Source organism: Stenotrophomonas sp. OVS01A, assembly GCF_019969775.1.
Lineage (GTDB): Bacteria > Pseudomonadota > Gammaproteobacteria > Xanthomonadales > Xanthomonadaceae > Stenotrophomonas > Stenotrophomonas indicatrix.
In genome coordinates this window covers 70,355-94,304 of record NZ_JAHXYV010000009.1, presented here as the reverse complement: position 1 = coordinate 94,304, position 23,950 = coordinate 70,355, and the positions used below count along the sequence as shown (strand labels likewise).

At 67.0% G+C, this 23,950-nt stretch carries 20 protein-coding genes and 2 riboswitches; of the genes, 11 read left to right on the top strand and 9 right to left on the bottom strand.

Features of this window, described 5'->3' with window-relative positions; all coding sequences use genetic code 11:
- Positions 1-78 precede the first annotated feature (78 nt).
- The 4 genes from LC407_RS20305 to LC407_RS20290 all read right to left on the bottom strand — a co-directional run bounded on the left by LC407_RS20305 (position 79) and on the right by LC407_RS20290 (position 8,263).
- Entirely contained in the window at positions 79-3,138 is a 3,060-nt protein-coding gene (locus LC407_RS20305) for an efflux RND transporter permease subunit (RefSeq protein WP_223483497.1), read from the bottom strand.
- The gene (locus LC407_RS20300; protein ID WP_223483496.1) at positions 3,135-6,266 is read right to left on the bottom strand and encodes a multidrug efflux RND transporter permease subunit; all 3,132 of its coding nucleotides are present in this window, start codon (positions 6,264-6,266) and stop codon (positions 3,135-3,137) included. Before LC407_RS20300 ends, LC407_RS20305 begins: the two co-directional genes overlap by 4 nt.
- Positions 6,263-7,429: an MdtA/MuxA family multidrug efflux RND transporter periplasmic adaptor subunit gene (locus LC407_RS20295; protein WP_223483495.1), complete on the bottom strand. Its 1,167-nt coding sequence runs from the start codon at positions 7,427-7,429 to the stop codon at positions 6,263-6,265. The genes LC407_RS20300 and LC407_RS20295 overlap by 4 nt, the downstream gene beginning before the upstream one ends.
- Positions 7,430-7,645: 216 nt before the next feature.
- Positions 7,646-8,263, bottom strand: coding sequence for a trimeric intracellular cation channel family protein (locus LC407_RS20290; RefSeq protein ID WP_223483494.1), 618 nt, complete (start codon positions 8,261-8,263; stop codon positions 7,646-7,648).
- An 84-nt stretch (positions 8,264-8,347) separates the two neighbouring features.
- Positions 8,348-8,451, bottom strand: a riboswitch (glycine riboswitch).
- A gap of 13 nt (positions 8,452-8,464) precedes the next feature.
- A riboswitch (glycine riboswitch) is annotated at positions 8,465-8,554 on the bottom strand.
- 40 nt (positions 8,555-8,594) lie between these two features.
- On the opposite strand from LC407_RS20290, the gene LC407_RS20285 reads away from it, so the two are divergent.
- The 4 genes from LC407_RS20285 (at position 8,595) to imm9 (ending at position 10,671) form a co-directional block, all read left to right on the top strand.
- Positions 8,595-8,852: a GIY-YIG nuclease family protein gene (locus tag LC407_RS20285; RefSeq protein ID WP_032952084.1), complete on the top strand. Its 258-nt coding sequence runs from the start codon at positions 8,595-8,597 to the stop codon at positions 8,850-8,852.
- 72 nt (positions 8,853-8,924) lie between these two features.
- Positions 8,925-9,356, top strand: a complete 432-nt coding sequence (locus LC407_RS20280) for a nuclear transport factor 2 family protein (protein WP_223483493.1) — start codon at positions 8,925-8,927, stop codon at positions 9,354-9,356.
- A gap of 3 nt (positions 9,357-9,359) precedes the next feature.
- Positions 9,360-9,815 carry a hypothetical protein gene (locus LC407_RS20275; protein WP_223483492.1) on the top strand — a complete coding sequence of 152 codons (456 nt, stop codon included), beginning with the start codon at positions 9,360-9,362 and terminating at the stop codon, positions 9,813-9,815.
- Between the two features lie 379 nt (positions 9,816-10,194).
- The gene (imm9, locus tag LC407_RS20270) at positions 10,195-10,671 is read left to right on the top strand and encodes an Imm9 family immunity protein (RefSeq protein WP_223483491.1); all 477 of its coding nucleotides are present in this window, start codon (positions 10,195-10,197) and stop codon (positions 10,669-10,671) included.
- 183 nt (positions 10,672-10,854) lie between these two features.
- Here imm9 and LC407_RS20265 read toward each other — a convergent pair whose 3' ends face one another.
- Positions 10,855-12,135, bottom strand: a complete 1,281-nt coding sequence (locus tag LC407_RS20265; protein ID WP_140225409.1) for an NAD(P)/FAD-dependent oxidoreductase — start codon at positions 12,133-12,135, stop codon at positions 10,855-10,857.
- A 121-nt stretch (positions 12,136-12,256) separates the two neighbouring features.
- Between LC407_RS20265 and LC407_RS20260 the strand changes: the two genes are divergently transcribed.
- Positions 12,257-13,051, top strand: a complete 795-nt coding sequence (locus tag LC407_RS20260) for an NYN domain-containing protein (RefSeq protein WP_025879390.1) — start codon at positions 12,257-12,259, stop codon at positions 13,049-13,051.
- A 57-nt stretch (positions 13,052-13,108) separates the two neighbouring features.
- Here LC407_RS20260 and LC407_RS20255 read toward each other — a convergent pair whose 3' ends face one another.
- Positions 13,109-13,300, bottom strand: coding sequence for a hypothetical protein (locus LC407_RS20255; protein WP_025879391.1), 192 nt, complete (start codon positions 13,298-13,300; stop codon positions 13,109-13,111).
- 78 nt (positions 13,301-13,378) lie between these two features.
- On the opposite strand from LC407_RS20255, the gene LC407_RS20250 reads away from it, so the two are divergent.
- Positions 13,379-13,999, top strand: coding sequence for a glutathione S-transferase family protein (locus LC407_RS20250; RefSeq protein WP_025879392.1), 621 nt, complete (start codon positions 13,379-13,381; stop codon positions 13,997-13,999).
- 113 nt (positions 14,000-14,112) lie between these two features.
- Here the strand turns inward: LC407_RS20250 and LC407_RS20245 are convergent, their stop codons facing one another.
- Positions 14,113-16,323 carry a primosomal protein N' gene (locus tag LC407_RS20245; RefSeq protein WP_223483490.1) on the bottom strand — a complete coding sequence of 737 codons (2,211 nt, stop codon included), beginning with the start codon at positions 16,321-16,323 and terminating at the stop codon, positions 14,113-14,115.
- A 393-nt stretch (positions 16,324-16,716) separates the two neighbouring features.
- On the opposite strand from LC407_RS20245, the gene LC407_RS20240 reads away from it, so the two are divergent.
- The 4 genes from LC407_RS20240 (at position 16,717) to sppA (ending at position 21,869) form a co-directional block, all read left to right on the top strand.
- Positions 16,717-17,718 carry a hypothetical protein gene (locus LC407_RS20240; protein WP_033832342.1) on the top strand — a complete coding sequence of 334 codons (1,002 nt, stop codon included), beginning with the start codon at positions 16,717-16,719 and terminating at the stop codon, positions 17,716-17,718.
- Complete coding sequence (locus LC407_RS20235) at positions 17,711-18,286, top strand: DUF3106 domain-containing protein (protein ID WP_033832341.1); 576 nt, start codon at positions 17,711-17,713, stop codon at positions 18,284-18,286. The genes LC407_RS20240 and LC407_RS20235 overlap by 8 nt, the downstream gene beginning before the upstream one ends.
- Positions 18,287-18,467: 181 nt before the next feature.
- Positions 18,468-19,832 (top strand): MATE family efflux transporter, encoded by a 1,365-nt coding sequence (locus LC407_RS20230; protein ID WP_025879396.1) that lies wholly within the window; start codon positions 18,468-18,470, stop codon positions 19,830-19,832.
- Between the two features lie 114 nt (positions 19,833-19,946).
- A complete protein-coding gene (gene sppA / locus LC407_RS20225) occupies positions 19,947-21,869 on the top strand; it encodes a signal peptide peptidase SppA (protein WP_025879397.1) in 1,923 nt (640 codons plus the stop codon).
- Between the two features lie 77 nt (positions 21,870-21,946).
- Here the strand turns inward: sppA and LC407_RS20220 are convergent, their stop codons facing one another.
- Positions 21,947-22,150 carry a hypothetical protein gene (locus tag LC407_RS20220; protein WP_025879398.1) on the bottom strand — a complete coding sequence of 68 codons (204 nt, stop codon included), beginning with the start codon at positions 22,148-22,150 and terminating at the stop codon, positions 21,947-21,949.
- Between the two features lie 111 nt (positions 22,151-22,261).
- On the opposite strand from LC407_RS20220, the gene LC407_RS20215 reads away from it, so the two are divergent.
- Complete coding sequence (locus tag LC407_RS20215; RefSeq protein ID WP_025879399.1) at positions 22,262-23,038, top strand: SDR family oxidoreductase; 777 nt, start codon at positions 22,262-22,264, stop codon at positions 23,036-23,038.
- 48 nt (positions 23,039-23,086) lie between these two features.
- On the opposite strand, the gene LC407_RS20210 is transcribed toward LC407_RS20215, so the two are convergent.
- A complete protein-coding gene (locus LC407_RS20210; RefSeq protein WP_088101470.1) occupies positions 23,087-23,803 on the bottom strand; it encodes a hypothetical protein in 717 nt (238 codons plus the stop codon).
- Positions 23,804-23,950: the final 147 nt, after the last annotated feature.

Below are 23,950 nucleotides of genomic sequence, written 5' to 3'. Positions count from 1 at the left end.
CATCGCCGGGGTGGTGTGAAACCCGCTCCGGCGATGGCCGCAGTAGACCCACGCCATGCGTGGATGAAGCCACCTCGCTCACCGCCCCGCCCGTACTCGCGCCAACGCCAGATACATCGCCGGCGTGGTGTACAGCGTCAACCACTGGCTGACCAGCAACCCGCCCACGATCGCGATACCCAGCGGCTGCCGCAGTTCCCAGCCTTCACCGTTGGCCAGCATCAGCGGCAATGTGCCCAGCAGTGCCGCCAGCGAGGTCATCAGGATCGGCCGCAGGCGCAGTCGTGCCGCTTCCATCACCGCATCCTGCGCGCTCAGCCCGCGGCGTTCGCCGGCCAGGGCGAAGTCGACCAGCAGGATCGTGTTCTTCATCACCACGCCCACCAGCAGGAACAGGCCGAGCAGGGCGATTAGGTTCAGTTCGTTGCCGAACAGCCACAGCGCCAGCAACGCCCCGATGCCGGCCGACGGCAGCGTGGACAGGATCACCAAGGGCTGCAGGAAACTCTCGTAGAGGATGCCCAGCACCAGGTACACCGCCAGCGTCGCACCCAGTACCAGCCACAACTGGCGCGAACGCAGCTGCTCCAGGCCACCGGCCTCGCCGGAAAGCCTGGCCTGCACCGAGCGCGGCAGCATCAGTTTGGCCATCGCCGCATCAATGGCCCGGGTGGCCTGTTCCAGGCCCACGCCCGGCGCCAGCGCGAACTCGATCCAGATCGAGGCGAACTGCTCGCTGTGATACACGCGGTCCGGCGCCATGCCATAGCGCCAGCTGGCGATGCTCGATAGTGGAATGCGCTGGCCGCTGCCATCGATCACCTGCAGCCGTGCCAGCGTGCCCGGGTCCTGGGTGTGCTTCGGGTCCAGCTCCATCACCACCCGGTACTGGTTGAGGCTGTCGTACAACGTGGCGACCTGGCGCTGGCTGAAGGCGTTGTTGAGCATGTTGGCCACAATGCGCAGGTCCACGCCGTGGCGCGCCGCTGCCTCGCGGTCGATGTCCAGCATCACCTGGCGCATGCCGGCCTCGCCCTGCGCTTCCACGTCCACCAGTTCCGGCAGGCCACGCAGCGCAGCAGCGACCTTCGGTGCCCATTGGCGCAAGGGTGCGGTGTCCGCTGACAGCAGCTGGAATTCGTATTTGCCGCTGCTGCCGGCGCCTTCCAGGCGGATGTCCTGGTCCACCCACAGGTACAGATTACCGCCGGGCAGCTTGGGCAGGCGCGCGCGCAGGCGATCGATCACCTGCTGGCTGGAGACACCGCGCTCGGCCAGCGGCTTCATCTTGATCATGATGAAGGCGTTGTTGACCCCGTTGCTGCCACCGATATACCCGATGATGTCCTCGATGGCCGGGTCGGACAGCAGCAGTCTGCGGTAGGCATCGATCTTCGGCTGCATCGCCTGGAAGGACAGGCCGTCATCGCCACGCGCGAAGCCGCGCAGCTGTGCGGTGTCCTGCTGCGGAACGATGCCCTTGGGTACCTGCTCGAACAGCCAGGCGTTGAGTGCGATCACTGCCACGAAGGCCAGCAAGGGCCAGCGCAGGTGACGCAGGCTGGCCTGCAGGGTGCGCAGATAGGCGCCACGCACGCGCTCGAACAGCGTATTGCTGCCGCGCTGCCAGCGCGAGGGTTGTTGCGCGTCATCGACGAACAGGCGCGCACACAGCATCGGCACCAGGCTGAGCGCCACCAGCACCGACACCGTCATCGCCGCTACCAGGGTCAGCGAGAATTCGCGGAACAGGCGCTCGACGAAATCGTCCAGGAACAGGATAGAGACGAACACCACGGCCAGCGCCAGGTTCATCGACAGCAACGTAGCGCCCACTTCCGATGCACCACGCACCGCCGCCTGCCAGCGGTCGGCGCCCAGCTCGCGATGGCGCGCGATGTTCTCCAGCACCACGATGGCGTCGTCCACCACCAGTACCGCCGCCACGATCAGGGCCATCAGCGAGAGCGTATTGAGCGAGAAGCCCATCAGCGCGATCAACGCCAGCGTGCCGAACAGCACCACCGGAATCGCCACGCTGGGTACCAGGGCCGCACGCCAGTGGCCGAGGAAGCCGAGCACCACCAGTACCACCAGCGCGATCGCCAGCAGCAGCGTCACTTCTGCTTCGTGCAGGGTGGCGCGGATCACCGGCGAGCGGTCCATCACCAGCTGCATGTCCACCGTGCTGGGCAGCAGGGCGTGCAGCTGCGGCAACTGCGCCTGGATGGCATCGACGGTGGCGATGATGTTGGCGCCGGGCTGGCGGCTGACGATCAGCAGCACGGCGGGGCGTTCGTTGTGGAAGCCACTGGCATAGCGGTCCTCCACGCCATCGGCGACGGCAGCGACATCGCCCAGCCGCAGCAGGCGGTCATCGCTGGACTTCAGCGCCAGCTGGCGATACTGCGCGGCCTGGCGCAGCTGCAGCGGCGCTTCCAGTTGCCAGTGCTGCTGCGCGCCTGCGACCGCACCCAGTGGGCGTACTGCATTGGCGCGGCTGATCGCCTGTGCCACGTCTTCCAGTGCCAGGCCTGCGTGATTGAGAGCATTGGGGTCCAGCGACACGCGAACCGCCGGCAGCGCGCTGCCGCCCACCTGCACTTCGCCCACGCCCGGCACCTGCGACAGCTTCTGTGCCAGCACAGTCGAACCCAGGTCGTACAGCTGGCCCGGCGAGAGCGTATCGGAGGTCAGCGCCAGCGCCAGGATCGGCGCCTGCGACGGGTTGACCTTGCGGTACTGCGGCATGCCCGGCATGCCGCTGGGCAGCTGGCCGCGGGCGAGGTTGATCGCGGCCTGCACTTCACGCGCGGCCTCGTCGATGTCGCGGCCGAGCACGAACTTCAGTTCGATCTCGGTCTGCCCCTGGGTGCTGGCCGAATCGATGCGCGAGATGCCGGGCAGGCTGCCCAGCGCACGCTCCAGCGGCGTGGCCACGGTGGCCGCCATCGATTCGGGCGAGGCGCCGGGCAGGCTGGCACTGACTTCAATGGCGGGATAGTCGACCTGGGGCAGCGGTGCCACCGGCAGCAGGCGCAGCGCCAGCAGGCCGGCCAGTACCAGTGCCACCGCCAGCAGGAGGGTCGCCACCGGACGCTGCACGCAGGCCTGTGCCAGGCGTGCCACAGGGGTCATGCGCTGGCCTCGCCAGCGGTTGCCGGTGCTGTCGCACGGCGACGCTGCAGACGGTCGAAGGTCAGGTAGATCACCGGCGTGGTGAACAGGGTCAACACCTGGCTGACCATCAGGCCACCCACCATCACCCAGCCCAGCGGCTGCCGCAGCTCGGCGCCCGAGCCGCTGGCCAGCATCAGCGGTACCGCGCCGAACAGCGCGGCCAGGGTGGTCATCAGGATCGGCCGGAAGCGCAGCAGCGCCGCCTGGTGGATCGCCTCACGCGGGCTCATGCCGCGCGTGCGCTGCGCGTCCAGCGCGAAGTCGATCATCATGATCGCGTTCTTCTTCACCAGGCCGATCAGCAGCACGATGCCAATCACTGCGATCAGGTCCAGGCTGCGTCCGCTCACCCACAACGCGGCCAGGGCGCCCACGGTCGCCGAGGGCAGGGTGGAGAGAATGGTGATGGGGTGGATGAAGCTCTCGTAGAGCACGCCCAGCACGATGTACATCACCACCACCGCCGCCAGGATCAGCCACAGCGTGCTCGACAGCGAACTGCTGAAGGCCGCCGCCGCGCCCTGCAGGCGCAGCTCGATGCTCTGCGGCAATGCCACCTGTGCCTGCGCGGCATGCACGGCATCCACCGCTTCGCCCAGCGATGCGCCGGGCGCAAGGTTGAACGACAGCGTGGCCGCCGGGAACTGACCGACATGGTTGCGCAGCAGCGCCGTTGGCCCCTGCTCGACGCGCGCCACCGCGCCCAGCGGCACGGTCTGGCCGTTGCTGCTGCGCACGCGCAGGCCGCTGATCGCCTCCGGCCCCGGTTGCCGCGCGGGATCGGCCTCCAGCACCACCCGGTACTGGCTGGCCTGGGTGAAGATGGTCGAGATCTGCCGTTGCCCGTAGGCGTCGTACAGTGCGTCGGCCACCGCTTCCACACTCACGCCAAGGCGTGTGGCGGCATCGCGGTCGATGCTCACCCTGGCCTGCCGGCCCTGCATCTGCAGGTCACTGGCCACATCACGCAGCGCCGGCGATTGGCGAAGCGCGTGCAACAGTTTCGGCGTCCAGGTTTCCAGCGTCTGCAGGTCCGGCGTGGTCAAGGTGAACTGGTACTGGTTGCGGCTGATGCGGTCTTCGATGCCCAGCTCCTGCACCGGTTGCAGGTACAGGGTGATACCGGGAATCCTCGCCACGCGCTGCTGCAGCCGCGCCATCACCACGTCGGCGCCCTCGCGCTCGCCGTGTGGCTTCAGTTCGATCAGCAGGCGGCCGGTGTTGAGGGCGGCATTGTTGCCGTCCACGCCGATGTAGGAAGACAGGCTGGCCACGGCCGGGTCCTGTTCAATGGCCGTGGCCAAGGTAAGCTGGCGCTCGCGCATGGCCTGGAACGAGATCGCCTGCGGGGCTTCGCTGATGCCCTGTATCAGGCCGGCATCCTGCACCGGGAAGAAGCCCTTCGGCACGGCGAAATACAGCGCCACCGTCAGCGCAAGCGTGGCCACGGTTGCCAACAGCATCAGTGGCTGGCGCTGCAGTACCCAGCGCAGCTGGCGGTCGTAGAGGGCGATGATGCGATCGAACACGTCGCGCTTCGGGGTCGGAGCCCTGACCGGATCCGACCCGGGCGGGGTCAGATTCCCGTGGGGCGCTGACCCTTTGGCATGTGGTTTCAGGAAGCGCGCACACAGCATCGGCGTCAAGGTCAGCGACACCAGCAGCGAAATGCCGATGGCCACCGCCAGCGTCACTGCGAACTCATGGAACAGCGCGCCCACCAGGTCGGCCATGAACAGCAGTGGGATCAGCACGGCGATCAACGAGACCGTCAGCGACACCAGGGTGAAGCCAATCTCGCTGGCGCCCTTCAGCGCCGCTTCGCGCGGGCTTTCGCCGTTTTCCAAGTGGCGGGCGATGTTCTCCAGCATCACGATCGCATCGTCCACCACGAAGCCGGTGGCAATGGTCAACGCCATCAGCGTGAGGTTGTTGAGCGAATAGCCGGCCAGCAGCATCACCGCGAACGTACCGATCAGCGACAGCGGCACCGCCACGCTGGGAATCAGCGTAGCCGGCAGGTTGCGCAGGAATACCCAGGTGACCAGCACCACCAGCGCGATGGCCAGCACCAGTTCCTTCTGTACGCCGCGCACGGACGCGCGGATCGATTCGGTGCGGTCGCTGAGCACGGTCATCTGCACGCCGGCCGGCAGCGTGGCCTGCAGCTGCGGCAGCAACGCACGCACCTGTCCGACCACGGCGATGACGTTCGCGCCGGGTTGGCGCTGGATGTTCACCAGCACCGCCGGGGTGGTGCCGCTCCATGCCGCCAGCTGGCGGTTCTCGGCGCCGTCGGTGATGGTGGCGACATCGCCCAGCCGCAGCGGTGCGCCCTCACGCCAGGCCAGCACCAGTGCGCGGTATTCGGCAACGCTGCGCATCTGGTCGTTGGCATCGAGCATCACCGCACGGATCGGGCCATCGAAGCTGCCCTTGGGTAGGTTGACGTTGGCTGCGGCAATCGCAGTGCGGATGTGGTCCATGCCCAGGTTGTTGGCGGCCAGCGCGGCCGGATTGACCTGGATGCGCACGGCGGGGCGCTGGCCACCAGCCAGGCTGACCAGGCCCACACCCGGCAACTGCGCCAAGCGCTGGGCGATGCGGGTATCGACCAGGTCATGCACCTGGGGCAGTGACAGGCCCTGCGAGGTCACCGCCAGGGTCAGGATCGGCGTGTCGGCCGGATTGGCCTTGCGATACACCGGCGGCACCGGCAGGTCGCCGGGCAGGAAGCTGCCGGCGGCGTTGATCGCCGCCTGCACGTCCTGTTCGGCCACGCCCAGCGACACCTCCAGGCCGAACTGCAGGGTGATCACCGATGCCCCCCCGGAACTGGTGGACGACAGCTGCTTCAGGCCGGGGATCTGCCCGAGCTGGCGCTCCAGCGGCGCGGTGATGGTGCGCGTGGTCAGCTCCGGGCTGGCGCCGGGGTACAGCGTGGTGATCTGGATGATCGGATAGTCGACCTGCGGCAGCGCCGCCACCGGCAGCAGGCGATAGGCCAGTACCCCGGACAGCAGCAGCGCCACCATCAGCAGGGTGGTGGCGACCGGGCGCAGGATGAAGGCGCGCGAGAGGTTCATGCGCCGGCCCTGGTCGATGCCTCCTCGGTGATGATCTCCACCGCGGTGCCGTCTTCCAGCCCGTCGATGCCTTCGATCACCACCTTGTCACCAGCCACCAGGCCGGAACGCACCGCCACGCGTCCGTCGTCGGCCGGACCGAGCACCACCGAGCGACGTTGTGCCTTGTTGTCCTTGTCGACGATGTGCACGTAGTTGCCCTGGCTGCCGAACTGCACGGCGGCATCGGGAATCAGCAGCGCGGGATGCTCACCCAGCTGCAGGCGCACATTGACGAACTGGTTGGGGAACAGCGCCTGGTCGGTGTTGTCGAACTGCGCGCGCAGCTTCAGCGTGCCGGTGGCGGTATCGATGCGGTTGTCGACGCTGGACAGGGTGCCGCTGGCGAGCTGCCGTCGTTCTTCGCGGTCCCAGCTTTCCACCGCCAGCGCCGGCTGCGCCTGCACCGCATCGAGCAGGGCGGGAAGCTCCGGCTCGGGCACGGTGAACAGCACGCTGATCGGCGCCGTCTGCGACAGCGTGACCAGGCCTTCGGTATCGCTGGCGTGCACCAGGTTGCCTACGTCCAGCCGGCGCAGGCCGACACGGCCGCTGACCGGGGCGATGATGCGCGTGTACTGCAATTGCAGGCGTGCTTCGTCCACCGATGCCTGGTCGCTGAGGCGGCGCCCCTGCAGCTGCCGCACCTTGCTCTGCTGGTCGCTCAGTTCCTGTGCCGACACGTAGTTCTGTCGCTGCAGTTCGCGGTAGCGCTGCAGCTGGCGCTCGGCATTCTCCAGCTCGGCCAGGTTCTGCTGCTGCGTACCCTGTGCGTGCGCAAGCTTCACTTGGTAGGGGCGGGGATCGATCTTTGCCAGCAGGTCCCCGGCGTTGACCTGCTGACCTTCCTGGAAATGCAGGCGCATCAGTTCGCCGTCCACGCGGCTGCGCACCACCACGCTGTGCAGCGGAGTGACCGTACCGACCGCCTTCATCCGCAGCACCAGCGGCTCGGCGCTGGCGAGGGCGATGCGTACAGGCACCGTCTTGCCGCTGCCGGCTTCGCCACTGCCCGCCTCGGCCTGCGGCCACAGCCACCACGCCAGGCCAGCGACAAGGGCAAGACCGGCAACGACCAGCAACAGGCGGGCACGACGTGAGCGGGAATTTTCGGCGACAGACATGGGCATCCTGCGCCCTGCGCGCACGCAGGGTCATGCGGGCCCGTCGGCACCACGAAGGGCCACGGGCAGCGGGGGAGGGGATTGTCTGGCGGGGCCGCAGGCGCGGCGTGGCTGGATGCCGTCGCGCGTGCGACGGGGCGCCAATGGTAGCGGTTTACGCAGGCCGTCGCCGCGTGACCTTGGTCATGCCACCCCGCCGGTAGTGCCGGCCAGCGCTCAATGCACTTCGTCGTGGTACACGAACTTCGGCATTTCCCAGCGGTAATGGATCGCCAGCAGGCGCACGGCGAACCCGCCACCTAGGCAGCACAGGATCGCCGTGGCATCGGCCACGCCCCAGTGCAGCAACAGCAGATACACCGCACCGGTCAGCAGCGAGATGATGGCGTACAGCTCTTTCTGGAAGATCAACGGCACCTCGTTGCAGAGGATGTCGCGCAGCACGCCGCCGAAGGCGCCGGTGAGCATGCCGGCGATCAGCACGATCGGCAGTGCATGGCCGGCCTCGCGCGCGATCGAGCAGCCGATCAGGGTGAAGGCGATCAGGCCCAGGCCATCGAGCACCAGGAAGGTGCGGCGGAAGTGGTGCATCCAGCGCGCCAGCCAGGTGGCGATCAGTGCGGCGCACACAGTGAAGCCAAGGTACTCAGGGTGTTTCACCCAGCCCAGCGGATAGTGGCCAAGCAGGATGTCGCGCAGCGAGCCGCCGCCGAGGGCAGTGACACAGGCGATCATGACCACGCCGAACAGGTCCATGCGGCGGCGGCCGGCAGACAGGGCGCCGGTCATGGCTTCGGCGGAAATGGCGATCAGGTAGATGACGGACAGCAGCATGGGACAGGCTCCGGGCGCGGTGGGGCCGGCCATGCGCATATACCGCCACTGCCTGCGCAATGACGGGATGACGATGACCGGTGCCGCTCCCGCTGTCCTTTTGCCTGAGAGTTCAGCGGCGTGAGCCGCGTGCCCCTTCGGCGGATCGTCCCGGGCGTGCCCGGTGACCTCTCTCCAGCTCGGCGAGTCGAATGCATGGTTGGTGGGATTCCAGCCCACCGGCCTGAGCGATCATGGGAGCCTGCGCCTTCGGCGGGCGCCAGCGCGGCGCCTCTCTCCTGCATTCGGTCGCCAGTATATCCGCTGCAGTGCAGCACGGCATAATCCGGCAATGGTTTCGCCCTCCCGCCCGTGGTTCCTGTACCTGCTCGAATGCCGCGACGGCAGCTATTACGCCGGCATCAGCACCGACGTGCAGGCCCGCTTTGCTGCCCATCAGGCCGGCAAGGGGGCCCGCTACACCCGGTCGCGGCCGCCACTGCGGGTCCTGGCGGTGCGTGAGTACCCGGACCGGGCAGCGGCCTCGCGTGCCGAATGGGAGCTCAAGCGGCAGCCGCGCGAACGCAAACTGGCGTGGCTGTTGCAGTAGATCCACGCCATGCGTGGATGGGGCGCATCCGGCCATGCCATGATCGCCCAGCCCTCAGCGCTGGAGACCCGGATGTCCACCGTTGCCCTGTTGTTCGCACTTTCCGCAGCAGCAAGCCCCGCCGCCGACGCCGCCACGATCGCAGCCATCGAAGCCACCTGCCACGACTACGTCGACGGTCAACTGGAAGCCGACCCGCAGCGCGTCGCCCGCTCCCTGCATCCGGACCTGGCCAAACGTGCGGTGCTCGGTGATACACCGGACGAGCGCCTGGGCCTGCGCCGGATGTCGAAGGAAGAGCTGGTTGCGCTGACGAAGCAGGGCGCGTTGAAGTCCCCGAAAGATCAATGGGATCGCCGCTGCACGGTGCTGGACGTGACCGGCAACGCCGCATCGGTGCGGCTGGAAACCCCGTGGTTCGTCGACTACTTCCACATGGGCCGCTTCGAGCAGCGCTGGGTCATCGTCAACGCGCTGTGGTACCCGAAGCCGAAGGCGGAGTGACGCATGCGTGCTGCGGGCCGTGCATGGATCGCGCTACTGCTGTTGCTGGCCTTCGTTGCCCTGCTACCGGGGCTGTTGTACCTGCTTGGGCTCGCTTGGGTGGAGGGCTGGCCGCAGCCCGCCGACCGCGCGCCCAGTGGTGTGGCGGCATGCAGCAGTGAGCCGCGCATGGGGCACCAACCGATCAACCCCTGGAGCTTCACCGCGCAGTTTTTCGACAAGGATGCGATGAAGAAGAAGGTGCCGGATGTCGAGCGGGAGGCCTACTGGATTGCCCGCCGCCACCTGTGGCGGCAGCCGCAGCACGACATGCTGCGCTGGCATCTGAGCAGCACCGCGTTGGCGATCTGGATCACCCGGCATTGGAGTGCCGCACAGATTGCCGATACCGCGAGGAAGGAAGATTTCTGCCGGGCATGGTCGAAACGGCGGGTCCCGGGCGGTCCCGTGAGGCAGTAGAGCCACGCCGCGCGAGGCCGCGCCTCATGCAGCCTGCAAGGGGATTCATCCACGCATGGCGTGGATCTACTCTCAGGCGTAGAACTCCTGAGAGTCGTGGCCCTACTGCTTCGGTCGCCGATCATCCTGATCATCACCGAAGATGATGACCGCGCTGCGATCTATGTCGTTTCCGGCACTCGAATCTGCACTCAGGTCGTATGGGCTGCCCGCTGTCGATTGGTCTGTCGGATGGCTGCAACCGTTGAAAATCGAGATATCTCCACATGCTGTCCCACAGACCATATCGGCATAGGTCTTCGTGCGCGGGGTGGCAGATTCGTTTGATCGATCGATTTTCGGCAAACTTTGGTGTCCGGTGTTGCCCCGTAGGACGTCGATGCAATCGCAGATCAGATCTATCATTTCGAGCGAATCACCCAACATCGCTGGTGCACTGGATGATGTTGAAGCCACCAACAAGGTGAATCAGTTTCTGAATGCCAGGATCCAACAGGTAAACGTCATTGACTTGGAAGGATGGCGACTGCTGGTGGGCGTGACGATCCGCAACACCAACGCCATTGGAATCTTCAAGCGCGCGAGGCGATTTCCTTCCGATAAGGAATTCGAACTGAGTATCTCCATCCCCGTGCCCGGCGTCGACGATGCGCAGTACGGTTTGCCTGGCAATGCCCTATGTGGAAAGGGCTTATTCTCTCCCGTGAATGATGCGAAGTTCCATGTCATCAGCCCGCAGTATTCAAAGTATCAGGGGCTACAGGAATATGTCGTGGGTAGCGCGGAACGTGCTATCGACATGGCGTTTGAATTGGGCTTCAGTTGCAACGGAAAGGTGATTCGATATGTTGCTTGATGAGTGCGGCGGAAGGCACAGCCATCATTCCTGACTGCGGCTGCTCAAAATGCACGGGGGGCTGACGCGTGGCTGAAGATGGGGGAGGTGCGGGAACTCATCCACGCATGGGGTGGATCTACTGCTGGGGCGGGTCAGAGCCCTTTCCTGCGGAAAGGGATCCGACCCCATTGCACGTGCACCCTACCGCTTCGGCCGCCGGTCTTCCTGATCATCTCCAAAGATGATCCGCGCGCTGCGCTGGTAGCTCCAGTACGCCACCGCCCAGTTCAACAGCACCACGACGCGGTTGCGGAACCCGATCAGGAAGAACACGTGCGCGGCCAGCCAGAACCACCAGGCCAGCACGCCGGACAGCTGCAGCTTGCCCAGGTGCACGATCGCGGCCATGCGGCCGATGGTGGCCAGGTTGCCGAAGTCGGCGTACTTGAACGGCCCGGGTGCTGCCTTGCCATGCAGGCGCGCGCGAATGACGTCCGCCACGTACTTGCCCATCTGCTTGGCGGCAGGCGCAACGCCCGGTACCGGCTTGCCGTTGGCCTGGTTCAGTGCGGCCAGATCGCCGGCCACGAACAGTTCCGGGTGACCAGGCAGGGTCAGGTCGGGCTGCACCTGCACGCGACCGGCGCGGTCCAGCGGCACGTCCAGCGTGCGCGCCAGCGGTGAGGCGGCCACGCCGGCGGCCCAGACCACGGTGCGCGCGGGCACGAACTGGTCGCCCAGCTTGAAGCCCTGTCCATCGATGTGGCTCACCGGCGTGCCGGTCATCACTTCCACGCCCAGCTTTTCCAGCTGCCGGCGTGCCTTCAGCGAAAGCACTTCGGGGAAGGTGGACAACACGCGCGGACCGGCCTCGACCAGCCGCACCTTGGCGCTGGCCGGATCGATGTGGCGGAATTCATTGCGCAGCGTATGCCGGGCGATTTCCGCGAGGGTGCCGGCCAGCTCGACCCCGGTCGGGCCACCCCCCACCACGGCAAAGCTCAGCCATGCCGCCTTCTTTTCTGGGTCCGGTTCGGCTTCAGCGCGTTCGAACGCCAGCAGCAGTTTGCGGCGCAGGGCGATGGCATCGTCCAGCGTCTTCAGGCCGGGCGCATCGTCGGCCCATTCGTCGTGGCCGAAGTAGGCGTGGGTGGCGCCTGTGGCCAGCAGCAGGCTGTCGTAGTCCAGCGTGCTGCCATCGGCCATGCGCACCTGGCGGGCCTGCTTGTCGATGGCCACCACTTCGCCCAGCCGCACCTCCACGTTGCGCTGGTGGCCGAGGATGTGGCGCAGCGGTGCGGCGATATCCGGAGCGGACAGCCCAGCGGTGGCCACCTGGTAAAGCAGCGGCTGGAACAGGTGGTGGTTGCGACGGTCGACCAGGGTGATGCGTATGCGTTCGCGGGCCAGCGCACGGGTGGCCCACAGGCCGGCGAAACCGCCGCCGACAACGACCAGGTGGGGGACGCGATCACGACTCATCGACTCACTCCAGGGGGGCATGGGGGAAGTGCCTGGCATCTTCGCACGGCCGCTCCTTGTCACGTCAGCGTGCATCGGGATCGGCGATACTCGGGTTCAGGCAACTGCCCGTGAGGAGTCCATGAGCGAACCGGAAAAGCGCATCGCCCTGTTGATCGACGCCGACAATGCACCGGCCTCGAAGATCGACGAAGTCCTGGCCGAGGTCGCGCGCTACGGTGTGGCCAACGTCCGCCGTGCCTACGGCAACTGGAAGAGCCCACGACTGAAGGGCTGGGAGGCGGTGCTGCACGAGTACGCGATCCGCCCGATCCAGCAGTTCGCCTACAGCAAGGGCAAGAACGCGTCGGACATGGCGATGGTGATCGACGCGATGGATCTGCTGTACGCGCGCAACCTCGATGGCTTCGCGATCGTGTCCAGCGATGCCGACTTCACTCCGATGGTGATGCGCCTGCTGACCGATGGCGTAAAGGTGTATGGCTTCGGCGAAAAGAAAACGCCGGAACCCTTCGTCAACGCGTGCTCGAAGTTCACCTACCTCGAAGCGTTGGGCCAGACCCACGCCAGCGTGCAGGATGTGGAGCAGGCAGCGAACGAACAATCATCGAACGGACAGGCGCCCAGCGAGCAGGCCACCAGCGATGATGCGCGCCCACGCAAGAGCGGGGCGGAAATGCGCAGCGACACGCGTCTGGTGAAGATGCTGCGCCGTGCGGTGTCCTCGGCAGAAGGCGAGGATGGCTGGTCGCACCTGGGTCCGGTCGGCAGCCAGATCGGCAACCAGGCCTCGTTCGATCCGCGCAACTACGGTTACGGCAAACTCAGTGACCTGCTGGCGGCGATCGGTTTGTTCGAACTAAAGAAGGACGGTAAGTCCTCCTACGTACGCGCGCTGCCGAAGAAGAACCGGTAGCGCCGGGCGTTGCCCAGCGTGTGCCGGTCGCGCAGCACTGCAGAAGACATGGTGTGGCTACAGCGTACGTGCGCTGGAGCCGGCGTAGCCTTCCGCAAATCCGTTGGCGAAGTCTTCAACGCCATTGAAGGCCAGCAGCAGCACGCCGGCGCACAGCAGCATGTTGCGGTTCGAGCGCCGGTACCCGAGCACCAGCATCACCAGTCCTGCTGCCAGAAGCGTGTAGTTCACTGCATCCCATGCGGTCATGTCGTCTCTCCCTGTGGATGGGCGTATCGTAGCGGCTCCGCGCCATCGCGGCGCACTGCTGCACGCAAGGAAACCCGCATGTTGAAGATCTGGGGCCGCCGCAATTCCAGCAACGTCCGCAAGGTGCTGTGGTGCGCCGAGGAAATCGGCCTGCCGTACGAGTCCATCGAAGTGGGTGGCAGCCACGGTGGCACGCAATCGCCGGAGTACGTGGCGATGAACCCGAACGGCCTGGTGCCGGTGATCGAAGACCACGGCCTGCCGCTGTGGGAGTCGAACACCATCGTGCGCTACCTCAGTGCGCGCTATTCGCTGGGCACGCTGTATGCCGAAGATCCGATGGAGCGCGCCCAGGCCGAAAAGTGGATGGACTGGAGCACCTCGCGGATGGCGCCGCTGTACTCCGAACTGATCTGGGGCATCATGCGCACCGCACCGGCCGACCGCGATGAGGCGCGCATCAATGCAGCGATCGTGCGCGCCGGTGATTTCCTGGCGCTGCCCAACGCAACCCTGGCCAAGCAGCCGTGGCTGTCGGGCGACACGTTCGCCATGGGTGACATCGCGTTGGGCTCGTTGATCTACGCCTGGTTCGAACTGCCGATCCAGCGCCCGGACCTGCCGCACCTGGCCGAGTGGTATGCACGCCTGCGCGAACGCCCGGCGTACCAGCGCGGCGTGATGTCACCGATGACGTAAGCGAAGGCGCGACGTTCGGGGTCAGAACCCTTTTCTGCGGAAAGGGATCCGACCTCAAGCCATCGGGGTCAGATCCCACCCAGCGGGTGGGCTCTGATCCCAGCGCATTGCCCTCAGTACAGATCCGTCGGATCCACATCCAGCGACCAGCGCACCTTGCGTGCCTCCGGCAGCGCGTACAACTGCGGCACCAGCTGTGCCAGTACCCCATGCAGCGGCGGCCGCTGTGCCGCCGACAGCAGCAGCTGCGTGCGCTGATAACCGGCACGGCGTGGCATCGGCGCCGGCATCGGCCCGTAGGCCTCCACCATGTCCTGTTCACCCAGCAGTTTCCGCGCAGCGAGCAGGAACGCGTTGGCATGCTCGACCTGCTGCGCTTCGGCACGCATCAATGCCAGGTGCGCGAAGGGCGGGAACCCGGCTGCCTGGCGCTGGTTGAGTTCGGCCTGGGCGAACGGGTGGTAGCCACCGTTGACCAGCGTCTCCAGCAGCGGATGGCCCGGATGATGGGTCTGCAGCCACACTTCACCCGGATCGCGCGCGCGACCGGCGCGGCCGGCCACCTGGATCAGCTGCTGCGCCAGTTTTTCGCTGGCGCGGAAATCGGCCGAGAACAGGCCTTCGTCGATGCCCACCACCACCACCAGCGTCAGCTTGGGCAGGTCGTGGCCCTTGGCCAGGATCTGCGTGCCGACCAGGATGCCGGGCGCGTTGCCGAGCTTGGCCAGCTGCTGCTCCAGCGCATCGCGACGGGCGGTGGTGCCACGGTCGATGCGCACCACCGGAAAATCGGCGAAGGCACTGACCAGGTGTTCTTCCAGCCGCTCGGTGCCGATGCCTTGTGGCTGCAGGGCCAGGCTGCCGCAGGCGGGGCAGGCCAGTGGTGCCGGCTGCCGCGCACCGCAGTGATGGCATTGCAGGCGACGGCCACCGCCATGCACGGTCATCGGTGCATCGCAGCGGTTGCAGGGTGCGGTCCAGCCGCAGTCGTGGCACAGCAGCACCGGCGCATAGCCGCGGCGGTTCTTGAACACCAGCACCTGCTGGCCACGCTGCAGGTGTTCGCCGATGCCGGCCAGTACGTCGGCGGAAAGGCCATCGCGCAGCGGACGCTTGCGGACGTCGAGGATGCGCACACGCGGCGGTCGGGCATCACCGGCGCGCTGTTTCAGGCGCACGTGCGCATAGCGGCCGGCATAGGCGTTGTGCAGGGTTTCCAATGACGGCGTGGCGCTGCCCAGCAGCACCGGAATGCCCTGCGCCTTGGCCCGCACCAGAGCGAAATCACGTGCGTGGTAGCGGATGCCGTCCTGCTGCTTGTAGCTGCCGTCGTGCTCTTCGTCCACGATCAGCAGGCCGGGCTGCGGCAGCGGAATGAACACCGCCGAGCGCGTGCCCACGATCACCCGTGCTTCGCCGCGCGAGGCCGCAGCCCAGACCCGCGCGCGTTCGTTGTCGGTCAGCCCCGAGTGCAACGCATGCACGGCGATGCCGAGACGGCCGCGGAAGCGCGCCAGGGTCTGCGGGGTCAGGCCGATCTCGGGCACCAGCACCAGGGCCTGCCTGCCCTGCGCCAGGCAATGGATGATCGCCTGCAGGTAGACCTCGGTCTTGCCGCTGCCGGTCACCCCGTCCAGCAGGAATGCCTGGAAGCTTTCGGCGGCGGTGATCTGGGCCACCGCTTCGGCCTGCTCCGCATTGAGGGTGGGGCCGGGCAGGGGCTGGGCGTGCTGCGGCGCCACGCTCAGGGCGATGCGCTCGGCCAGGTCGCGCTTGCCCAGGCTGCGTGCGGCCACCCGCCAGTCCTGCATGCGTGCGGACAGGACATCTTCGTCCACCACGGCTTCGGCCAGCAGCTCGGCCAATTGCCGCGGTCGGCTGCCGGCGCGCAGCTTCTCGCGCTGGGCATGGCCTTCGGCTGTCAGCTGCCAGCCCCAGTGATGGGTGTCGGGCAGCGGTTCGCCATGCCGCAGCGGGCCGGGCAGGGCGGTGCTCAGTACTTCGCCCAAGGGGGCGTGGGTATAGCGGGCCAGCCACTGCAGGCTCTGCCACAACTCATCCTGCAGCAGCGGTGTCGTGTCACACCAGGCCAGTGCCTGGCGCAGCCCCTGGCTGTCCTCCACCTGCCCATGCCCTGCCACCACGCCGATCAGTTCGCGGTTGCCGAACGGCACCTTCAGCCGGCAGCCGACCGCTACCGTCGGGCCTTCGCCCTGCGGTGGCAGGTAGTCGAACAGGCGCGGCAGGGGCACGGGCAGGGCGACCTGCAGGGTCGGGACAGGGCCGGATTCAGGGGCGAGCATCGGGTCAGTGTAACGGCCCATGCGAGGGCGCATGGCAGTGGCAGATGCGACTGGCATGCCCTCCGGCGAATCATAAATGTCACCTAAATATCGGTGTCTATTGGAGATTCAGTCTTATCCACATCTTCTGTGGATAAGTCTGTGCGTTAGCGGCTCATGGCGCCGTATGAGGCCGATGGCGACGGCCTCACGCTTTGGTTGGTCAAAAAATAGCCACACTTTAAATTCAATTGAAATCAACAACTTAAGTGTGAAACATTGCTGAAACAGGGTGAATTCAGCCATTCACGCAGGAATCGCCCGGTTCCCGCGTGGTGCTGTGCACAACCTGCAGCAGAAAGCGTCTGCAATCGCAAGTCCTGCCGGGCAGTGATGGGCTGCCGCTATCATGCCGGCAGACCTTTGGAGTGACCGATGACGGCTGTGCCCGCCCCTGTTTCCTCGACCGCGGCCGGCGCGCTGTCGGCATTTCTGCGTGGCGTCGAACGCCGTGCCTTGGTCGTGGCCGAACTGCAGTGCGGTGACCCCGCCCGTGCCGAACAGACGCTGGTGGCGGTGATGCGCGCCTTCGCCGCGGTCGCCAGCGACCTGCCGATGGCGCAGTGGCCCAGCCGCTTCTGGACCCTGCTGGGCCAGCGCCAGGCGCTGCGCGAGCCGGCCACCGGGCAGTGGCCACCGTCGCTGGCCGCGCTGGGCGAGATGGCCCCCTTGCCGCGGCTGGCCCTGCTGCTGCGGGTGGGGGGCAGTCTGGACGAGGGCATCGCCACCCGCGTTCTGGATGTCGACGAAGAAGGCTATCAGCGCCTGTTGGCCACGGCCTGCCCACGCGATGCCGATGGCCAGCCCGACGCCGCTGCATGGCGCGCTCTGGCCGAACAGGTGCAGCTGCGTGTCCGCGACCTGCCGGCCAAGCGCCTGCAGCAGCTGCAGCAACCGTCCGCGCCAGCGGCCAACAACCAGGCGCCTGCGTCCAGCTGGCGTGCACCGCCGCGCGACGAACGCGCATCTGCAAGCGGCAAGCGTCGCCGCCCCAATGCCAAGCCGCGCTGGCGTGGCCCGGTGATCCTGTTGATCACCGTGGCGGTGCTGCTGCTGGCTGCGTTGGGCTGGCGCCATTGGCAGGGCCGTGCGCTGACTGCCGATGGCCCCCTGCCCGAAGGCGTGGTCGGCGAGGCCGGGCCGGTCACCGTCGAGGCGCTGCCAGCCAGCGATGTCCGCCCCGCTGCGGGCAGCGATGCGCAGGCCAGCGAAGATGCTGCGATGCTGGCCGACCGCGATTACCCGCTGCTGGCCGAGGCCGACATGCATGCCTGGAGTGCCGCCGGCGGCCCGTTGCCGGTGGACGAGTCACAACCCAAGCCGACCCACCCGGAACCGGTCGGCGCAGCGCTGGAAACCTCTGCTGCCGATGAATAAGCTCCTCTTCGCCGGCCTGCTGCTGGCCCTGCCGCTGTCGCTCGCGGCCGCTCCGCAATCAGTGAACGTGCCGCTGCCCGCACCGTCAGCAACACCATCGGCCGCGCCCACTGCGGCGCCCACTGCCGCGGCGGCATTCGCGCAACTCGATCCCGCCCAGCAACGCCAGCGCCGCAGCGACTACGCCGCATGGCGGGCGCTGCCGGAGGGTGAGCGCGAACGCATCCGCCAGGCCGCCGCCCGCTTCGCCGCGTTGCCGGCCGACCAGCAGCAACGCCTGCGCGCGCAGTTCCAGGCACAGGACCAAGCCTTCCGCGAAGGCTGGCGGCTGGGCCCGCAACTGGGCGCAGAATTCCCCAAGCTGCACGGCCTGTTCGGCTTCGTACCGCCGCAACAGCGCGACGCCGTGCTTGCCGTGCTGCGCCAGCTGAGTCCGTCGCAGTTGGCGCAGCTGGCCCTGGTCGCCCAGCGCACGCCGCCGCAGGAACGCGACAGCGTACGCAGCGCATTCCTGACGGTCCCCGCCGCCGAACGCGACACCTGGCTCAAGCGCCAGGCCGGCCAATAAGCGAAAAGGGGGCGGAGGGAATTAAGTCGTTTTTGGCTCGACTGTGCCGGATACGACTTAATTCCCCCCGTCCCCTTTATGGGGCAGTCATGGGAATGACCGCCCGGCGCGCGTAAGATGGCCGGCCGCAACCCGGTGCCTGTGCCCTTCGCGCGCAACCGTAGTTCGCGTCAAGCACCTTATGTCTACTGCAACCTCCACGCCGCGCTTCAGCAAGGAAGTCGGCGCTACCGGTCTGCTTGCCCTGCCGCTTGTGCTCGGGCACGTCTCCACCGGTCTGATCTCCTTCGTCGACAACGTGATTGCCGGCCACCATGCGACATCCACCCTGGCCGCAGTGACCATCGGCACTGCGCTGCTGTGGCTGCCGATGCTGATCCCGATCGGCACGCTGATCTCGCTCACCGCCTCGGTGTCGCAGCTGCATGGCGCCGGCCGTGAGCGCGAGATCGGCCCGCTGTTCCGGCAGGCGCTGTGGCTGGCGCTGGGCCTGGGCCTGATCATGTTCACCTTCCTCACCGTGGTGCCGCCGCTGCTGCCGGCATTCGGCATCGCCCCGGACATCGTGCCCGGCGCAACGGCCTTCCTGCATGCGGTGCGCTGGGGTGGCCCGGCGCTGACGCTGTACTTCTGCATGCGCTATCTCAGTGAAGGCATGCATTGGACGCTGCCGACCATGCTGCTCGGTTTTGGTGGCCTGCTGGTGCTGGCGCCGATGGGGTACGTGCTGGCCAACGGCAAGCTGGGCTTCCCGGAAATGGGCGCTGAAGGCCTGGGCATCGCCTCGGCGGTGATGATGTGGCTGCAGGCGATCGCCTTCGGTACCTACCTGTGGTTCACCAAGCGCTTTGCCCACCTGCAGCTGTTCTCGCACTTCGAGGGGCCGCGCTGGAAAGCGATCTGGGACCTGCTGCGCACCGGCCTGCCGATCGGCATCACCGTACTGATGGAAGGTGGCCTGTTCATCGTCACCGCATTGCTGATTGGTCGCCTGGGCGCCAATGAAGCGGCCGCGCACCAGATCGCGATCAACGTGGCGCAGCTGTGCTTCATGATCCCGATGGGCGTGGCCGAGGCGACCACCGTGCGGGTCGGCCATGCGGTTGGCCGTGGCGATGGCTTCGGCGTGCGCCGTGCGGCGTGGGCCGGCTACGCGATCATCATGGGTACGCAGACGCTGTCGGCGGCGGCACTGCTGTTCGGCCACGACGCCATCGTCGGCGTCTACACCAACGACCTGGCCGTGGCCGGGCTGGCCTCGACCCTGCTGCTGTACGCGGCCACCTTCCAGTTCCCCGATGGCATCCAGGTGCTGTCGGCCGGCGCGCTGCGCGGCCTGAAGGACACCCGCGTGCCGATGTTCATCGCCATGTTCGCCTACTGGGGCCTGGGCATGCCGCTGGGTGCCGGGCTCGGCCTGGGCCTGGGCATGGGGCCGCAGGGCATGTGGATCGGCCTGATCGTCGGCCTGACCGCCGCCGCCATCCTGATGGGCTGGCGCCTGAGCCGCAGCAGCAAACGCATTGGCCAGTCCACGCTGGCCTGACATCACGCCGGTCCCGGGCAACCGTGACTGGCGATCCCCTGACTTGTGTCCGATGCTGCCTCACGCGGCACCGGCTATGCTGTTACCACGGCAAGAAGCCATCCGGAGTGCTCCATGAACCAACCCGTGCCGCCGCTGCCCCCGGCGAACCGCAATCCTGTCGCCAGCTTCTTCATCGGGCTGTGGGACGTGATGAATTTCACCCGCCGGTTGATCCTCAACCTGGTGTTCTTCGGCCTGTTGCTGCTGGTGCTGGTGATGTTCATCGTCGCTGCGGGCATGGGCGCAGGTGCCAGCAAGGCGCTGCAGGACCGCACCACCCTGGTGATCGCGCCGGAAGGCCGCCTGGTCGAGCAGTACAGTGCCGATCCGGTCAGTCGCGCGCTGGCCAAGGCCGTCGGTGACAACGGTGCCGAGGAAGTGCAGCTGCGCGATCTGATCCGGGTGATCGAGAGCGCGCGCGATGACAAGAAGATCGAGCGGGTGGTGCTGGAACTGGACAAGCTGCAGCCGTCCGGTTTCGCCTCGCTGCGCGAAGTGTCCGCCGCGCTGCAGGAACTGCGCGCTTCGGGCAAGCAGCTGGTGGCCTTCAGCGAGAGCATGGGGCAGTCGCAGTATCTGCTTGCCGCACAGGCCGACGAGGTCTACCTGGACCCCATGGGTTCGGTGGTGCTGGAAGGCCTGGGTCGCTACCGCCAGTATTTCCGCACCGGCCTGCAGGACAAGCTGGGCGTGGACGTGCACCTGTTCAAGGTGGGCGAGTACAAGTCGGCCGCCGAGCCGTACGTGCTCGACGCGGCGTCGCCGGCGTCCAAGGAAGCCGATCTGTTCTGGATGAACGATGTGTGGCAGCGCTACCTCGGCGATATCGCCAAGGCCCGCCGCCTGGATCCGGCACAGCTGGCGGCCGGTATCGACACCCTGCCTGAAGGCGTCGCTGCCGCCGGCGGCGACCTGGCCAAGTTCGCCCTGCAGCAGAAGCTGGTGACCGCGCTGAAGACCCGCGAGGAATTCGAGGATCTGATGATCGAGCGCGGCGTGGCCGACGAAGACGCCGACGGCGGCTTCCGCAACATCGATTTCGGCACCTACATGGCCCAGCTCGATGCGCGTCGCAACCCGGTTGATTCGCGTCCGCAGGTCGCCGTGGTGGTGGCCTCCGGTGAAATCAGCGGCGGCGATCTGCCGGCCGGCCGTATCGGTGGTGAATCGACCTCGGCGCTGCTGCGCGCGGCGCGCGACGATGACGACGTCAAGGCTGTGGTGCTGCGTGTGGATTCGCCGGGTGGCGAGGTCTACGCCTCCGAGCAGATCCGTCGCGAAGTGGTGGCACTGCAGGCTGCGGGCAAGCCGGTGGTTGTGTCCATGGGTGACCTCGCTGCGTCCGGTGGTTACTGGATCAGCATGAACGCCGATCGCATCTATGCCGATCCGTCGACCATCACCGGTTCGATCGGCATCTTCGGCATGATCCCCAACTTCAGCCGTGCGCTGGACAAGTTCGGCGTGCACACCGATGGCGTCGGCACTACCCGTTTCGCCGGTGCCTTCGACGTCACCCGGCCGATGGACCCGGCGGTGGGCCAGGTCATCCAGTCGGTGATCAACAAGGGCTATGCCGATTTCACCGGCCGTGTTGCCGAGGCCCGCAAGAAGCCGGTCGAGGCGATTGACGAAGTGGCCCGTGGGCGCGTCTGGAGCGGTGCGCAGGCCAAGGAGCGCGGTCTGGTCGATGCCTTCGGTGGCCTGAAGGACGCCGTGGCTGACGCTGCTGGCCGGGCCAAGCTGGGCGCGACCGACAAGTACCGCGTGCGTTACATCGAGAAGGCAGCGACGCCGTTCGCGCAGTTCGTCAGCGGCTTCGCTGGCAGCCACGCCGGCGCCTGGATGCTGGCCGATTCCGGCGTGGGCCGGATGATGCTGGCGCGCACGATGCCGGAAATCGATACGCAGCTGCGGTTCGTTGAGAACGCGGCCCGCGAGAAGGGCAACGGTGCACCGGTGAAGTCGCTGGCGTATTGCTTCTGCGGGTTCTGATGGCCCATCCACGCATGGCGTGGATCTACTGAACGCACAACGCCCGGCCTTGGCCGGGCGTTGTTGCATGCGGGGTTCTACTGTGCGTCGGCCTCTGCCTTGCGCTCGCGTTCGGCCGCCTCGTCCAGGGTCTTCTGCACGGCCTTTGCGCGGTCCAGCGGTTGATTGATCGCCTTGGCCATCGCCTGCGGTTGCGGTGGTCGTTCGGGATTGGGCGGTGCAGGGCGCTGGCACCCGGCCAGCGCGACGGCCGACAGCAGGACGGGAATCAGGACGCGCATGGCAGCTCTCCACGAGGGACGTGCAGCCAGTGTCGCATCCCGGGCGACGGACGGTCGTGAGCGCGTATCCTTGCCGCATCGAAACACAGCGGGCGCGGCCCCGGAGGACATATGACCCAGCAACGGTGGCGCCTGGATGGGCAGACGGCCCTGATCACCGGTGCCAGCGCCGGTATCGGCCTGGCGATCGCGCATGAACTGGCGGGTCTCGGCGCCGATCTGATGATCGTCGGCCGCGACCTGGACATGCTGGAGAGTGCCCGCGACGAACTGCTGGATGTGTATCCGCAGCACCAGGTGCATGCCTTGGCCGCCGATGTGTCCGATGACGAAGATCGCCGGCAGATCCTGGACTGGGTCGAGGACCACGCCGACGGCCTGCACATCCTGGTCAACAATGCCGGTGGCAACATCACCAAGCCCGCCACGGAGTATTCCGAAGACGAGTGGCGCGGCATTTTCGAGACCAATCTGTTCTCGGCGTTCGAGCTGTCGCGCTATGCGCATCCGTTGCTCGCGCGCCACGCTTCGTCGGCCATCGTCAACGTCGGCAGCGTGTCCGGCCTGACCCATGTGCGCAGCGGCGTGGTCTATGGCATGACCAAGGCGGCGATGCACCAGATGACCCGCAACCTCGCGGTGGAGTGGGCCGAGGACGGCATCCGGGTCAATGCAGTAGCGCCGTGGTACATCCGGACCCGTCGCACGTCCGGCCCGCTGTCCGATACCGACTACTACGAGGAAGTGATCGGACGCACGCCGATGCGGCGCATCGGTGAGCCGGAGGAAGTGGCCTCGGCCGTGGGCTTCCTGTGCCTGCCGGCATCGAGCTATGTCACCGGCGAATGCATCGCGGTGGATGGCGGCTTCCTGCGATACGGGTTCTGACGGGACCGCCCGCTGCGGATGGAGGCATCCACGGCGGGCGTGGATGCTCTACTTCGGTACGGGGCAGTCGCTGGCTTCCAGCACGGCCTGCAGGCGTTCGCGTTCGCCGCGCGCTGCCGGTTGGTTTTCGGGCGCAGCAAAGCGCTCGCGACCGCGTGCATCGCGGAAGCGCTGCTGCCAGCTGCCGCAGCGCTGCGCTTCGGCCACTTCAGTGCAGCGGTCCCTGACCACCTCGCAGCTGGCGGCGTTCACCGGTGTCGCTCCACCCAGGCCCTGCACGTTCAACAGTTCGCAGCGGCCTGGTGCAGCCTCGTACTCATGCAGGTACGAGCTTCCCTCGCTGCTGAGGCATTGATAGATCGCCGGCAGCGGTGGCTTTGACGGTGTGTTGCCATCCCCCGACGTGGCGTCGCTCGAACGTGGCAGCACCGCGCTGTCGAGTATGGCGTCGCCGCCTTCGTGCTCGACCATGCGTGCTTCCATGATCGTTCGGCCCTCACGTGGCTGCGTCGCGGCAGGCTCGGCGGCGACGTCCACGGACGGCATCGCTGCAGGCGGCGGAGTGGGGCTGTTCTGCACCGGCGCAGCGGGTGCTGCGGCGGCTGGCGCAGGGACGCGCTGGATCTGCTGGCGGGTGCCGGCGGGGCAGGGGGTGCGCTGCAACGTAGGAACATCGCTGCTGCCCATGCAGCGGTAGATCACCATGTCGTCGGCCAACGCGTTGCCGGGCAACAGGGCCATGGCCAGCCAGATCAGTCTTCTCATGCGAGCAGCCTACAGCGGTGGTCCATGCCCGGGTAGTTGCCAACCTTGGTTGGCAGTGCCCATGCCCCGGTAGTTGCCAACCTTGGTTGGCACCGTTGTTTGCCAGTGCCCACCAAGGTGGGCATCTACCAAAGCGGGGGCATGGCC